The following is a 14,875-nucleotide window of genomic DNA, read 5'->3' as shown; positions in this document are numbered from 1 at the left end:
CAGGCATTGTCGTGGCCGGCCTACACCACGTTTTTTTCCACGATGGGACGGTTTTCGAGCAAACGGTCCCAGTTCAACGAAGAGAGATCGAGCGACACGTATCGTCCATTCAGAATCAGTTCGCTCACGCCGCGGCCCGTTGCGGGGCCTTGCTGAAGACCGTGTCCGCTGTAGCCGTTTGCGAACACGCAGTTTTCGATTTGCGGGTGATAGCTGATGATCGCGTTGTGGTCGAATACGTTGTACTCGTAGTAGCCTGACCAGCAGTTCTCGACACGCAGCGCTTCGAACTCAGGCACGCGATGCGCAAGCGCCGGCCAGATGACGTCGTCGAAAAGGCGGTGATCTACCTCGTCGAGCGGCAGATCGTCAGGATCGTTATCGGCGGCCGGCGATGTGCCGCAAATGTAGGTCTTTCCTTCCGGTCGGAAATAGACGCCGGTCGGATCGATCAGCAACGGACAGGCCGCGAGGCGAGCCGGAGACGACACATTGAAAATGCTGCGACGGCGAGCAAAGACCGGAATGTCGATGTCCATCATTCCGGCGATCTTCCGCGTCCATGCGCCTGCCGCGTTCACGACCGTATCGCATGCATAGCGCTCGCCATTGCTGTCGATTATGTGAGTGATCTTGCGGCCCTCGCGAACCACACCGGTCACGTCGGCGGCAATGTAGCGCGCGCCAAGCGACTGCGCTTTCTTGCGAAGTGCCTGCACGAGGCCATAGCCGTCGAACCATCCTTCACCGCTCTCGCCGAAGGCGCCCGACATGAGATCGGCCACATTCAGCCACGGGAACCTGGCCTTCAGCACTTGCTGGTCCATCAGATTGATGTCCGCGCCAAGGCTCTTCTGCAACGCGTGATTTTCACGCAGCGTTGCGTCGCCGGCGGCCGTGGCGAGGAACAGGTAACCGCCTTCGTGCAAATCGATCGAAGGCTTGTTACCGTCCACTTCAAGAAGCTCGCCGATATTGCGCAGAAATTCGATACCGTACAACGACATCTGAATAGATAGCGGCGTGGAGAACTGCTGCCGGATCGAAGCAGCCGATAATGCCGACGACGACTTCGCGTAGCTCGGATCACGTTCGATAACGGTCACGGAAACCGTCGGATCGGAAGCGCGCAAGAAGTAAGCAATGGAACTGCCGATAACGCCGCCACCGACAATAACGACTTGTGAACTCACGACTCGCTCCAGGTTGCACATGACCGGGCGGCCCCGGACAAGGGCCCGCCGACATACAGTGGCCGACTTGTCCGACAGGGCCGCAACGACAGCTTGCAGAAAAAACGGCCGTGGTTAAACAGCCGTGTACATGCAGCGCAAAACGCTCAGCCGATGTTGAAATCGATGCCCTGAGCGAGCGGCAGTGCCGACGAATAGTTGACGGTGTTGGTCGCGCGCCGCATATAGGCCTTCCACGAATCGGAGCCCGATTCGCGGCCGCCGCCCGTTTCCTTTTCGCCGCCGAACGCACCGCCGATTTCCGCGCCGCTCGGTCCGATGTTCACGTTGGCGATACCGCAGTCGCTGCCCGACGCCGACAGGAATCGCTCTGCTTCACGCAGGTCGGTCGTGAAGACGCATGACGAAAGACCATGAATCGCTGCATTGTTTCCGCCGATCGCGTCAGCAAAGTCGCTGTACTTGAGCACGTAGAGAATCGGCGCGAAGGTTTCCTTCAGTACGACCGACGTTTGCGAAGGCATTTCGACGATTGCCGGGCGAACATAAAAGCCCTTCTCATTGCCGGCCACCGCATGGCGCTCGCCGCCGAACACCTTGCCGCCTTCGCTCTTTGCCTCTTCGAGCGCCGCTTGCATGCGGTTGAACGACTGTTCGTCGATCAGCGGCCCCATCAACACGCCCTGCTCCAACGGATTGCCGATCACGACCTTGCTGTATAGCGCCTTCAATCGTTCGACGGCCTTGTCGTACACGCTTTCGTGAACGAACAGGCGGCGCAGCGACGTGCAGCGCTGACCGGCCGTGCCGACCGCAGAAAAGACGATGCCGCGCAGCGCCAGTTCCATATCGGCGCTGCCGGAGACGATGCCCGCGTTATTGCCGCCGAGTTCGAGAATCGAGCGGCCAAAACGGCGCGCCACTTCGACGCCGACCGCGCGGCCCATTTCCGTGCTGCCCGTCGCGCTCACGATATTGGAACGCGGATCGGCAACCAGCTTGGCGCCGACATCGCGGCCACCGTTCACGACGCGCGTGAGGCCTTCGGGAGCGTCGCCGAATTCCTTCAACGCGTCTTGCAGGATCTTGTCGACTGCAAGCGCGGTGAGCGGTGTCTTTTCCGACGGTTTCCAGATGACCGCATTGCCGCAAACCAGCGCAAGCGCCGCATTCCACGACCACACGGCTGCGGGAAAGTTGAACGCGGAAATGACGGTGCACACGCCGAGCGGATGCCACGTTTCAGCCATGCGATGGCCCGGCCGCTCCGACGCGATGGTCAAGCCGTAAAGCTGACGCGACAGCCCGACTGCGAAATCGCAGATGTCGATCATTTCCTGCACTTCGCCCAGGCCTTCCTGAAGAATCTTGCCCGTCTCGAGCGTGATGATGCTGCCGAGCGCGTGCTTCTGCTCGCGCAGCTTGTTACCCAGAAGACGCACCAGTTCTCCCCGGCGCGGCGCCGGCACGTTGCACCAGCTTGCGTAAGCCTTTTGCGCGTCGGCCAGTGCGGCGTCGACCTCGGCAACTGTCCTGCTCGCTACGCGGCCGATGAGTTCACCGTTGATCGGCGAATGAACGGCAATATCGCCCGCTTCCGCGAGATGGGAAATGCCGAGTTCCGAGAGAATGGCGGATGCTTTCACGATTGAGACCTCTTTGAATTTCCAATACGAAATTTTGGTACGTTCGGAAACTATACACGCGCGGGTTTTTGCCGGCAACACCAACCACTCTCGGTGCGGCCCTTGGTTAGCAAGCAGAATTTCTGATAGGAAATGACGGCTTGCGGTTGAATCGGCTTGAGATACGCCCTACTGTGCCGCGTTTGCGGTCATTTTGAAAATGCCTTGTGCATTACCGGCGTCAAAACGCAGGTCCGTGACCCAGCTACGCGATGTCTGATCGAACGTGCGCTTGCGAGTAATGAACTCATAAAAGGAGCCGGGCACCGTACGCGTGACGAGCTTGTCGCCAGCGGATCGGAATTGACGCTCGACCGTATCCGCACGATAGGCGGTCTGGAATACGCGGCCGGAGCGCGAGCGCTCGACCTCGGGCTTCATGGGACGCCCCTTGCCTTTCTCTTCGTCCGACAGCGTGAACACGTCTTCGACGCGATCCGTCGCGTGATTGAAGGCGTTGCCTTCGGTAGCGATCCACGCCATTTCCGCTGACTCGCGCAACAGGACTTCGTAGTCCGCTTCGCTCGGCAGAGCGTGCTGGCGAGCGAACGCGCCGACAATGACCGGCAGCAGCTTGTGAGCTGCGTCGATAGGAAGCGAGCCTTCACGCTCAAGCTCCCAGAGTTGCGAAACGGCGAGCGGCGTCAACGGATCTTTCGACGAATTCACTACGTTAGTGACCGCCTGCTGGAATTCGCTGGAGAAGCGCTCGGGATGCAACTCGCTCACGAAGAACTGCGCGATTTCATCCGGCGCGTCTTCATGCGCATACGCGCGGCCGGTCATGCCCAGCTTGTCGAGCGGATAGCGGCCATTCAGCCTGAACCCAAGCGGACGCAGGATGCGGGTGAACGCCGCCTCGCCAGGCGGTAGCGCCCCATTGCTCTCCCACCGCACGGTGCGCAACGCGCCATGATCGAAATACACAGATCCGCCGTTCGCGATTGCTTCGGTCGTATAGGCGCGCCCATTCGGCGAACGCTCCAGCAGATCCTCGAACAAGGCCATGTTCATCGCCTGCGCGAGTTCGGCGCGCGTCACGGTGCCGTCTTCCCAATCCGCGAGCGCGCTGGGGAATCTGAGCGTTGTAAAGAGCGACTCCGTTTTAGCGGGACCAAGCAGTTTCAGTAACAGGCGTTCAACGTTCGAATTGCGCATTTGCTTTTCTCTCGGGGCGCACCGCCGCAGCGGAAGGTGTTCAACGACGGCATACCAGAACCGGTAGCCAAAGGGACAAACCAAGGAATAGCCAAGCTTGTGTAAACCGCATTATTCAAAGTGTTGCAAGCGGCGTAAAGCGAGATTAAATTGCCACTTGATGACTTTTCGGAATTAACATGCGCAAGTTCAAGATTCCCGGCACGAGCGCGTTGCTGGCCTTCGAGGCCGCGGCGCGGCACGAAAGCTTCACTCATGCTGCGAAAGAGTTGTTCCTCACGGAGAGCGCGGTCTCACGGCAAATCGCGACGCTCGAATCGAATCTTGGCGTGCGCCTGTTCGTTCGCTCGAAGCAGCGCGTGATGCTCACTCGTGCCGGGCGTCTGTATGGCACGCAGGTGCGCCGCGCGCTGGAGAATCTGGATCGCGACACGCTGTCGATCATTGCGCACGGCAGCGGCGGCGGTTACCTCGAACTCGCGGTGCTTCCCACGTTTGCGTCGCAATGGCTGATTCCGCGAATGAAGGACTTCAACGATCGCAACCCGGACGTTCGAATCAACATGGGTGTTCGCACCGACCCGTTCCCCTTCGATGAGTCGCATTTCGAGGCCGCCATTCACTATGGCAAGCCGACCTGGCCGGGCACCTCGTCGGACTATCTGTTCGGCGAGGAAGTGGTGCCGGTCTGCGCGCCGTCACTGCTTGCGAAGCCCGTCAGGAGAGCACACGAATTACTGAACTACCCGCTTCTCCATTCGACCACGCGCCCCGACGCCTGGTCCCGCTGGTTCGCGAATCTCGGCGTAGAAGATAACGCCACAATGCAAGGCGTCCGGTACGAACTGCACTCCATGCTGATCAGTGCCGCTGCCGCTGGGCTCGGCGTCGCCCTCGTTCCAAAATTTTTCGTCGACGAACAGCTCTCGCAACTCGGCCTCGTTATTCCGTTCTCGGCCACCACGGTCGAGGAATCCGCGTACTACCTGGTCTACCCGACAGAGCTAAGTCACGGCAAACCACTCGAACTCTTCAGGACCTGGCTGATCGAGGAAGCCGGCGCTTATAGCGCGCCAAGGCGCTGACGCGGCGCGTCACGGGCCGTTCACGGCATGGCGCTTGCGCAAGCGGAAGTGCCGGGCGATGTGCTCGGCACCAGGCGACCTCTTCCCTCTCTGCAGGAGACATCATGAAACTTCTCACGACACAAGACGGCCTGCCTCGGCTGTCATGGGGCCCGATTTTCGCGGGCGTTATTCTCTCAATGATCGTCTATCTGGTCATGAGCGTGCTAGGCACGGCTATCGGCGCGTCGTTGCTCGCGCCGATGTCCAAACCCGACCCGCTGCAAGGCTTCGGCTTCGGCTCCGGCGTGTGGGTAATCATAACGACGGTTCTCGCGGTCTTCGTCGGTTCGTACTACGCAGGACGGTGCGCGCCCGTGCTGGGGTGGCTGCACGGCCTGCTAGCATGGGCTGTGATGACGCTGTTCATCCTCTACGGGATGACTTCGCTCATCACGGGCGCCGTTAGCACTGCGGGTAGCGTCGCGGCAACGAGTGCGCAAGTCGGCGCGACCGCGGCCAACCAGGGAGGCGGGACCAACTCCATGGTCGACACCGCCAAGCAGCAGATGCAGTCGGCCATCGCGTCGGCAGCGTCGATGGCGTCCAGCCCCGAAGCCGGACAACAGGCGCGCGAAGCCGCTGATACGGCTGCGCGCGGCGTCGCTCGCGCGAGCTGGTTCTCTTTCGCGGCGCTGATCGTCGGCGCGATTATCGCGATCGTGTCGGGCAGTGCGGGTTTCCGCCATCAACCGCCCATTGAAGAAAGCGGCGGCTCGGCCGTTGGCCGCAACGCAGTACCGGGCAACAATCGCGTTGTTTCGCCGCGAAGCAGAGCCTGAACTGCAACTGAGAGAGACAGCGTGCGGCCCGCGTTGGGTTGCATGCCGTCGTATGCACTCGTGTGTCGTTGTGTGTCATCGCGTGTGAAGATGTGTTAAGCCTGACTGTCGGCAAATCGTGTAAATTGCAACGATCGGTAACCAGGAATATCTAACAGTTGCTGTCGCAACGGAAAAGACCTCGGCTTCCGCTTGCGCCTGATGCTGTGTGCATTTTTCCAAAAGAGCGCTGCAGGCATTACCCATCTGCCAATAATCGACCTGATTGGTTATTTGTCGCATTTGGACTAATGTTTAAATAGCTCTTGGTTAGACAACAAGAACGAACGTTGCGAGGTGGGGCATGGTCACTTTAATAGACCTGGAGATCGCGCATCTTGCGCGAGTAATGAGCGCGTCAATGGCAGGAGATCTCGCGGGGCCGATCCTGCCGGCCGCCTACTGGCGCCTGCGGCTTCATCGGCTGCTCGATTCGCAGCACCTTACGAACGCGCAATTGCGTTCGCTCGACCTTCTTCTGCTGCGGCTCGACGAACTCGAAGCGCAAGCTTCGAATAGCACCGCCCCGCAGATTGCAATCAGCACGAGCTAGCAGACACGGTGCCGCGATAAGCCGGCATCGGAGAATTTTCAATGCATTTTCCCGATGCATGGCATGGCTTTGAATCGCGAATTCGCGGCAAAGCGTAAGGGAACTGCGGCTGTGCGCCACGCGAATGCACGCAAAACATTGCTAGTTGTGCGAGCAACAGTCGGCAAGATTTCGTATGCGCGCCGGTGACTGCGGCCAGCTAACATACAAACCTGACGGATTTAGCTCTGGTTGTCCGTTTCAGTGCCCCGCAACCTTCAACCTGCTAGTTCCCAGGAGATAGTCAATGAGTAAATCCCGCATATTTCTCGCGTCGATGATGAGCGCGGGTATGCTGGCTTCGTCGCTCGTTCTCGCACAACCGCCGCACGACAACCCCGGCAAGGGCGGCGACCACGGTCACGGAGAGAGTCACGGCCATGGGTCCAACCATGGTCACGAATCGAATGGTCATGGCCACAAGCAGGTGCCGCCCGGACACAGTCCCGACGGCCCAGGCAACTCCGCGAACGCGCCCGGACACTGGCGCAAGGGCGATCGCCTGCCTCCCGAATACCGCGACCGTCAGTATGTGATCGACGACTGGCGCGCGTACCGGCTGGCTCCGCCGCCGCGTGGCTATTCGTGGGTCGGCGTTGGCGGCGACTATCTGATGGTGCAGATTTCCACGGGAATCGTCCTGCGGGTCGGGCCATAAGCACCGATTGTCCGGCCGTTGCATCGGTCGGTCATAATGCAACGCGAGCATGGCGATCAGAGATCGTTAGGCTCGTCTATCGCTGTCGCCGACCCGAGGCGATTTCATAAATCCAATCCTGCGCGTCAATGCGCAACAAAGCTGCATCCAACTGGCTGTTCAACCACCTTCGCCTCACATCGCGGGCCCGGCAGTGGCCACACGCACACCCCTGCACACGATGTACGCCACGCGCAGCCATTAAAGAACCGTTGGCGCGGCGCCGTTATACCAACCACGTACCGTGAGCCGGCGTGGCGCGCTTGCGCCGCGGCGGCCACCCGTCTTCTCATGCTGTTTCGATGCGCGATGAAAAGCGCATAAGTACTGGCGCGAGGATTATTTTCGAAGGACAACATCGACAACTAGCCTTCATACTCTGTCACTTCTTAGGCGGACTATTCCGACAGCGGAATCGGAAGTTCGTCAGACACCGGATCGATGCATGACTGCCGTCCTTGCGACGGCCATTTCCGCGTAGCGCCGCACGCGGATCATGTGGAGCCTACTTTGTAATGAGTTATACCCCAGTCGTTCCGTTCGCCCACGACAAGGCCGACTCCGGCTCTTTCGTCGGCGGCGCACCAGCCTTTCGCCAACTGGTCCGGATGATCGATCGGGTTGCTCCCACCGATCATCCGCTGCTGATTTTCGGGCCGACCGGTTCTGGCAAGGAGCTCGTTGCGCGCCGTGTTCACGCGCACAGCCTGCGCCAGGATCAACCATTCGTCGACGTCAATTGCGGCGCGATTCCCGAACATCTCGTCGAAGCCGAATTGTTCGGGCACGTCAAAGGCGCATTCACCGGCGCGGGCGAAAACCGCCAGGGGCTTTTCCAGCAGGTTGGCAAGGGCACGCTGCTGCTCGATGAAATCGGCGAATTGCCGCTCGCGATGCAGCCGAAACTGCTGCGCGTACTTGAAACGCGCACATTCCGTCCGCTGGGATCGTCGACCAGTCTGCACTTTGCCGGACGCGTGGTTGCCGCGACGCACCGCGACCTGCGCGAACTCGCGCGCGCGGGACTCTTCCGCGAGGATCTGTTCTATCGGCTCGCGGTCTTCGTACTCGCTGTGCCGGGACTCGAGCAGCGCGTCGAGGATATCCCCGCGCTCGTCAACCACTTCGCGTTGCAACACACGCGCCGCCTGGAGTTTGCGCCGGCTGCGCTGCGGCGTCTTGCGCAGCACTCGTGGCCTGGTCATATCCGGCAATTGCGGAACCTGATCAGCCAGTTGAGCGTGCTCGCCGAAAGCACGGTCATCGACGTGGATACGCTCGAGCCGTTTCTCGCCAACGAGACCAGCGGGCCGGTGTCGCGCGCGAGTCTCGCCGACATGCTGATGCAGCTCGAAGGCCGCGACAAGCTCAGCGCCGCCGAGGACCTGCTGATCGACCGCGCGCTAGAACGGACGAGCGGCAACAAGAGTGCGGCCGCCGCAATGCTCGGCGTGGGTCGCAAGACAATCGAACGACGTCTGAAGTCGCGAGAGGAACATCACCGCGAAGCGCGCAAGTGCCTGGAGCATGCAAGCGCGTTGATCGAAGAATCGAAATTCGCCGAAGCAATTCCGCCGCTGCGCCGCTGTCTCGACGTGCTGCAAACGCCGAACGAACAGGATGCCGTGCGCCGCCTGCAGTTCGACGCCTACCGCCTCCTAGGCATGAGCTTGCGCAGCGTGCACGGCTGGCTGTACGCGGAGGCCACGGCCTGCTACGCCGCGGCACTGGCGGTAGGCGAAGGCGTCTGCACCCCCGCTGAAATCGCCGCGATCCAGTTCGGCATCTGGACCACGCAGTTGACGACGCTGCAACTCAAGCAGGCTCGCGCAACCGCGCAGAACATGCTGGAGCGCGCGCAGAACGGCGGCGATCGCGTGTCGCTCGACGAAGCCCACGTCGCGATGACAAACACGCTGTTCTGGCTCGGCGACAGCGAAGAAGCGCTCGCCTGTCTCGCGCGCGGCAATCTGCTCGGCGTGGGGCGCAACGACATCCGCACCGGCTCGCAAGGGATCGACCTCGCGAGTCTCGCGTTGACTTTCGAAGGACTCGCGGCCTTCCAGATCGGCGCCTTCGGACAGGCACGCCGCGCCATGGAAATGCTGATCCTGCGCACCTCCGAACCGGGCGTGCACGCGCTCGCTCACGTGGTCAATCTGCAGGGCGCCGCGTGGCTCGCCGCATTGTTCGATGACGTGGACCGGCTGGGTCGGCTTGCGAGCGAACTGGAGTCGGTGTCGATCGCGCACGGCTTCGCGTTCTATCGGGGCGTCGGGCAGGTGTTGCGCGGCTGTCATCTCAGCGCGCTCGGGCAGTCCGACGAGGCGGAAACTGTCATGCTCGACGGCTACGATAACCATGTCGTTTGCAATGGCGGTGCGCTGTTCTATTCGTTCAAGACGTGGCAGCACGGGGAATTGCTGCTGCGCGCCGGCCGCGCGAAAACGTGCGAGGCGATTCTGGCGACGGCCATCGACGAGACGCTCGCCCGTCAGGAGCGCGTGTATCTGGGCAAGCTGCTCGTCACGCGCGCACGCGCGCAGTGGGCACTCGGCGACGTGAACGCCGCGGAACTCGGTCTGCGCACGGCGCTGTCGACGGCACTCGCATTCGGCTCGGTACCTGGGCGCGTGGATGCCGCGCACCATCTCGCCGACTTGCTACGCTCGACTGGCCGCGTCGCCGAAGCTATCGAGACGCTCGAACGCGGCCTGCGTTCGTTGCCGACGGATGCAACGCCCCGCGTCGCCGGCGCCGCGAATCTGCTTGCCGAACTCCAGCAACATGCTTCGTTCCACAACTACACTAAAGGAATCGTAAATGGCATATGAGCTAAGCCGGGAAGATCTGGAACCGCTGCTACTGGGCGCAGCTTTCTTTGGCAGCGGCGGAGGCGGCACCATCGAATCCGCACGGCATCTGGCTGCGCATTTCGTGGCCGGCGACTACTACCGACCGACACCGTCAAGGTCGTCTCCGTCGATGAAGCCACCGAGGGCGCGGCAGTCATGGTCGCCTATCTCGGCGCGCCCGAGGCGATCAACTCAGCGACCTACCCGCTCGGCCCCGTGACGGCGGTGCAGAACGTTCAGACCCGGCTCGCCTCGCAATCCACGAAACTCGCCTATGTGATGCCGCCGGAAAGCGGTGCGCTGGGCTTCACGGTGGCCGCGCTGGTGGCGGCGAAACTCGGCCTTGCGGTCATCGACGCCGACGGCGCCGGGCGCGCGGTGCCCTCGTTGCCGATGCTGACCTTCGCCGCTGCGGAGATCGATCCGCGGCCCGCGTTCCTCGTGAGCCAAGGCGGCCTGTGCGTCGAACTGGACGTGACGCCGCGCGGCGGCAGCCAAGGCGCGCCGACTCATCAGCGGGACGTGTCGGCGATTGTCGAACAGATGATGCGCCCGGTCGTGGCCGATCCGGAGTTCGGCCAGTTCGGCGGACTCGCGATGTGGGTGATGACGCCGGGCGATATCGGCCGCGCGACGCCGATTCGCGGCACACTGACACGCGCGCTGGACCTCGGGCGTGCGCTGCTAAGCGGAGAGATCGGCAGCGCCCGGCAGATGACCGGCTATCTCGCCGAACGTTGCGGACTTGCGGCGCGGGCAGTTTCCGAGCCGGGCGAACTGGTCTCGGCCAAGTCGATACGAGCGGCGGCTTCGACGTCGGCAAGATTCGCATTCAGGCCGGGCAGCATACCTACACGGTGATGTATCAGAACGAGTCGCTACTCGTATGGGACAGCACGTGTGCGCAACCGGTCGTGCTTGCGCCCGACAGCGTCGCGTATTTCGTCGGCGGCGAGGGACAGTCCATCTTTAGCAACGGCGACCTCGTGAATGGCGATGGTTCGCTGAATCCGGCGATCGGCAAACGCCCCGTGACGCTGATCGCCTGGCGCCCCGAAGCCGAATTGCGCAAACCGGGCCTCATTCTCGACAGCTTCATGCAGTTGCTGAACTCGCTTGGCTACCTTGGCCCTTACGTGCCGCTTGAATCGCTGCAGTCCGCACGCAAGGTAGACGCATCTTGAACTCGCCCATCCGCATCTGCGTGCTCGTGCCCGTCGCCACGTCTCAGTACAACGACCGCATCATGAAGGCGATTGCGCCGGTCGTGCCGCCCGACGTCGAGGTGGAGATTCGCAACATTACCGCGGGCCATCCCGATATCGAGAACCGCACGAACTGGCTGCAGAACGGCATGCCGGTGGTCGAGCTGGCGCAGACCATCGCAAACGACGGCTTCGACGGCATCTGGCTGACCGACTTCGATATGTGCGGCGTCGAAGCTGCGCGCGAAGTGATCGACATTCCGATCATCGGTGGTTTTCCGGCGTCGGCGTTTACGGCCCTCGCGCTCAGCCAGCGCTTCTCGATCGTCACGATCCTGCAAAGCACGCTCGCGATGCAGCGGGGTCATCCGCAAACTTACGGCATAGAGAACACCTTCGCGTCGATTCGCGTGATCGACTGTCCTGTCGCGCAGCTGGAAAACATCGACGTCGTGGTGGTCCGCACCTTCGAAGCGGCGTTAAAAGCAATCAAGGGACGACGGCGCCCAGGCGATTCTGCTCGGCTGTACGGGATTCGTGGACGTCGCGAGCCGGGTCTCGACGCTGCTCGGTGAGGCGCTCGGCGCTTATGTGCCGGTGATCGATCCCAATCAGGCGGGGTTCAGCTTCCTCGTGTCGCTGGTGCGTATGCGCGTGCGCCCGAGCAGGCTGACGTACAGCAAGGTCAGCCTGCAGGCGTAGGTGCGTCCCTCCTCTGTCCGCTTTCGTCCGGCGCGGCGTGCGTTGCCGCGCCGGATGTCCCCTCCGCGCCTTTCGTGGTCCCCGCGTTCTTCCACCAAGCTGCCGAGTGTCCTCCCGCACCGGACGAAATCGCCCCATTACGCGCGCCGAGTGTCCATCTGGACGAAAACGACCAACTTTGACCGTCCATCTGGACGGGATCGACCAACATACGCAAAGCGGATGGGCCGACGCGCCCGCGCATATGCCATCTCAACATATGGCACGACCATTGCTTATACGAAAGCAGGTGGCCGGAAAGCTGCGAACGAACTTGTCCGAATGACCGGGGAGCCTGAGAGACCAAACAAGATCGCGCGTTGCAATGTGTTCGGCGTTCTACGCCCGCGTGGCCGCGTCCGTTACGGGACCGCCGACACCGCGGATCGTGCGATCGCGATTCATCGTTGCAAGCCGTCGTTTAGTCATACGAACGAATGCGTGCAACGCCGATCGACGCCAAGGGCAAGCGCCGTTGGCGCCAGACTGAGAGAGGGCTGTGCTGTTGTAGCGGTGACCGTGTAGAAAGATGGCGACCATGCTCCCCCAGAGGAGCGGCTCGCAATGCGTGGCACTGAATAGCGGAAAATCTTTTGGCTATGCACCGAAGATCCGCTGCGGGATTGGTCCGGCCGTCGTTGCCTTTCCTCCGGGAAAAGGCTGCGACGGCTCACCCTGTTGTAATGAGTCGCGGAAAACGAGCTGCTTGAGCAGCCCTACGCGGCGTCAGATTTCAACGACGTCGTGACCAGACCAGACTGGCCATCCACGGGGGTCAACAATGCACCACCACATTTTCGAAAGCGAGCTTGTTCACCTCGAGCGCGTGATCTCATGGGCGTCCCAGAAGCCTTTTCCAGCTACCTATTGGCGCGACCGCGTCGAACATCTGAAGACGAGTCCGCAAGCACCCATGTACCGTAACCGCATCGCCCGCCTGGCGCGCCTCGTCGCAGAACTCAACGGATAACTGCGGCCTTTGGTCACTGTTTGCTCGTCAGCGGGTCGCTGCGCGTGTGTCGGGTGCCTTGCCGGCTACCAGCAGCGCGATTGTCGCGACGCAGAAAACGACGCCTGCATGGAAGGTAGCCGCAGCCCCGAACTTGTCCCACAACTCACCGGCAATGACGCTCGAAAGCAGTGTGACGACGCCGCCCAGCAGGTTGAAGAAGCCGAACGCAGTGCCGCGTAATTGCGCCGGCGCGGTGTGAGAAACCATGGTCGCGAGCAGCCCTTGCGTCATGCCCATATGCAAACCCCACAATGCGACGCCGAGCAGCACGATGCCCCAGTGGCTGCCGTGTGCGAGCACGAGGTCCGAAGCGCTCAGCACGACGACGCCCGCAATCAGCAGCCACGTGTGACTTGTCGTGTCCGCGAGTTTGCCGAACGGATAGGCCGACAGCGAATACACGATATTCATCGCCACCATGACGAGCGGAACCAGAGCGATGGGTACCCCACTGCCCATCGCACGCAAAACGAGAAATGCTTCGCTGAACCGAGCGAGGGCAAACACAGCGCCAATGGCGACGACCCACCAGTAGCGAGCCCCCAGCTTCTTCAGATTCTCGAGCCGCACAGGATTGACGCGCTTCGCTCCCGCTTCACGCGCCGGCTCGTGGATGCCGAACGTCAACAGCGCGACGGCCAGTACGCCAGGTATGACGGCGAGCCAGAAGGCAAGCCGGAAGTTGTCTGCCCACACCGACATGATGACCACCGCGCACAGCGGGCCCAACACCGCACCGATGGTATCGAGCGACTGACGCAAGCCGAACGCCGCGCCTCTCAGGTGGACAGGCGTGACGTCCGCCACGAGCGCGTCGCGCGGGGCACCGCGGATCCCCTTGCCGATTCTGTCGATGACGCGCGCGCTCACCACCACGCCGACGGTCGGCGCAATCGCGAAGAGCGGCTTGCTCAACGCGCCCAATGCATAGCCGGTCACCGCGAGCCACTTGCGGTTCCCTAGGTAGTCGCTAAGCGCGCCGGAGAACACCTTCACTATCGGTGCGGTTGCTTCGGCAATGCCTTCTATCAGGCCGATGGTCGCCGCGCTCGCACCGAGGCTCACTGTCAGGAACATCGGCAAGAGGCTATGGACGATCTCCGACGAGATGTCCATGAAAAGGCTCACACCGCCGAGTACCCAGACGCTTCGAGGAATGCTCGCGAGCACGTCGATTCGGAATCTGGCTTGCATGGGCGAGTTACCTTTGCAATAGGAATCGCGACAGCGCGCTAAGCCGGCAGAGCCAGATCACTTACTCCTGACACTGCACGTCTTTCCTCGGCACGGCGATAAGCACCGGATACGTGCCGTGATCCAGCTCCACGCGCGCGACCACGGTGATCATCGTGCTGTCAATCTGATCGTACACGCTCACCTGTTCGCGCTTAAGCGTGGTGATGCCGGTACATGCGGACGCCCGGCCTTCGTCGGAAATGCGGCACTGAATCGGGTTGTCCGCGATGTAGCGGTATTTGTCCCGCTCAGGCGTCGCGAGATATTCGCGAACGCTCTGTTCCGACCCGCCCACACCCGTCACTTTTCCGATCGCACATTGCAGTGCGGCTGTCTCGCCGTTCGCGGACGTTTGAGCGTTCGCGGCAGTACTCGCGGCGGCGGCCGCAAGGATCAATGCAAAGTGGTATCTCATCGCACATTTCACGTTTATCGGATTCAAGTGCTGAATTGTAAAGGCACCTAGGGCCAGCGTGCCGCGAAGCCAGCGGCTGCATCAGCGTGTCACGGTCCGGAGCGCCGTGGCGACGCGCGATCCGCGCGATCCACTGGCACG

The 14,875-nt window shown here is 61.7% G+C and carries 11 protein-coding genes and 2 pseudogenes; 8 read left to right on the top strand and 5 right to left on the bottom strand.

What is annotated here, in order from left to right:
- Positions 1 to 20: 20 nt before the first annotated feature.
- The 3 genes from RW095_RS16615 to RW095_RS16605 all read right to left on the bottom strand — a co-directional run bounded on the left by RW095_RS16615 (position 21) and on the right by RW095_RS16605 (position 4,036).
- Positions 21 to 1,193 (bottom strand): NAD(P)/FAD-dependent oxidoreductase, encoded by a 1,173-nt coding sequence (locus RW095_RS16615; protein WP_317017019.1) that lies wholly within the window; start codon positions 1,191 to 1,193, stop codon positions 21 to 23.
- A gap of 146 nt (positions 1,194 to 1,339) precedes the next feature.
- Positions 1,340 to 2,839 (bottom strand): L-piperidine-6-carboxylate dehydrogenase, encoded by a 1,500-nt coding sequence (gene amaB / locus RW095_RS16610; RefSeq protein WP_317017018.1) that lies wholly within the window; start codon positions 2,837 to 2,839, stop codon positions 1,340 to 1,342.
- Positions 2,840 to 3,007: 168 nt separating this feature from the next.
- Positions 3,008 to 4,036, bottom strand: coding sequence for a DUF1338 domain-containing protein (locus RW095_RS16605; protein WP_317017017.1), 1,029 nt, complete (start codon positions 4,034 to 4,036; stop codon positions 3,008 to 3,010).
- 179 nt (positions 4,037 to 4,215) lie between these two features.
- Between RW095_RS16605 and RW095_RS16600 the strand changes: the two genes are divergently transcribed.
- The 8 genes and pseudogenes from RW095_RS16600 to RW095_RS16560 all read left to right on the top strand — a co-directional run bounded on the left by RW095_RS16600 (position 4,216) and on the right by RW095_RS16560 (position 13,041).
- Positions 4,216 to 5,121 (top strand): LysR family transcriptional regulator, encoded by a 906-nt coding sequence (locus RW095_RS16600; protein ID WP_317017016.1) that lies wholly within the window; start codon positions 4,216 to 4,218, stop codon positions 5,119 to 5,121.
- A gap of 104 nt (positions 5,122 to 5,225) precedes the next feature.
- Positions 5,226 to 5,942, top strand: coding sequence for a YrzE family protein (locus tag RW095_RS16595; protein ID WP_317017015.1), 717 nt, complete (start codon positions 5,226 to 5,228; stop codon positions 5,940 to 5,942).
- 343 nt (positions 5,943 to 6,285) lie between these two features.
- Positions 6,286 to 6,534, top strand: coding sequence for a hypothetical protein (locus RW095_RS16590; protein WP_317017014.1), 249 nt, complete (start codon positions 6,286 to 6,288; stop codon positions 6,532 to 6,534).
- 286 nt (positions 6,535 to 6,820) lie between these two features.
- A complete protein-coding gene (locus tag RW095_RS16585) occupies positions 6,821 to 7,231 on the top strand; it encodes an RcnB family protein (RefSeq protein WP_317017012.1) in 411 nt (136 codons plus the stop codon).
- A gap of 554 nt (positions 7,232 to 7,785) precedes the next feature.
- Positions 7,786 to 10,104, top strand: coding sequence for a sigma-54 dependent transcriptional regulator (locus RW095_RS16580; protein ID WP_317017011.1), 2,319 nt, complete (start codon positions 7,786 to 7,788; stop codon positions 10,102 to 10,104).
- A pseudogene (locus RW095_RS41470) lies at positions 10,094 to 11,309 on the top strand (S-methyl thiohydantoin desulfurase domain-containing protein). Before RW095_RS16580 ends, RW095_RS41470 begins: the two are co-directional and overlap by 11 nt.
- Positions 11,306 to 12,032: pseudogene (locus RW095_RS16565) on the top strand (aspartate/glutamate racemase family protein). The pseudogenes RW095_RS41470 and RW095_RS16565 overlap by 4 nt, the downstream one beginning before the upstream one ends.
- An 820-nt stretch (positions 12,033 to 12,852) precedes the next feature.
- Positions 12,853 to 13,041 (top strand): hypothetical protein, encoded by a 189-nt coding sequence (locus tag RW095_RS16560; RefSeq protein ID WP_317017008.1) that lies wholly within the window; start codon positions 12,853 to 12,855, stop codon positions 13,039 to 13,041.
- Between the two features lie 27 nt (positions 13,042 to 13,068).
- On the opposite strand, the gene RW095_RS16555 is transcribed toward RW095_RS16560, so the two are convergent.
- A complete protein-coding gene (locus tag RW095_RS16555) occupies positions 13,069 to 14,277 on the bottom strand; it encodes an MFS transporter (RefSeq protein WP_317017007.1) in 1,209 nt (402 codons plus the stop codon).
- 61 nt (positions 14,278 to 14,338) lie between these two features.
- Positions 14,339 to 14,734: a hypothetical protein gene (locus tag RW095_RS16550; RefSeq protein WP_128595112.1), complete on the bottom strand. Its 396-nt coding sequence runs from the start codon at positions 14,732 to 14,734 to the stop codon at positions 14,339 to 14,341.
- Positions 14,735 to 14,875: the final 141 nt, after the last annotated feature.

The sequence above is a fragment of the Paraburkholderia kirstenboschensis genome (assembly GCF_032806925.1).
Taxonomy (GTDB): Bacteria; Pseudomonadota; Gammaproteobacteria; order Burkholderiales; family Burkholderiaceae; genus Paraburkholderia; species Paraburkholderia kirstenboschensis.
This window is presented reverse-complemented; position numbering and strand designations above follow the sequence as displayed.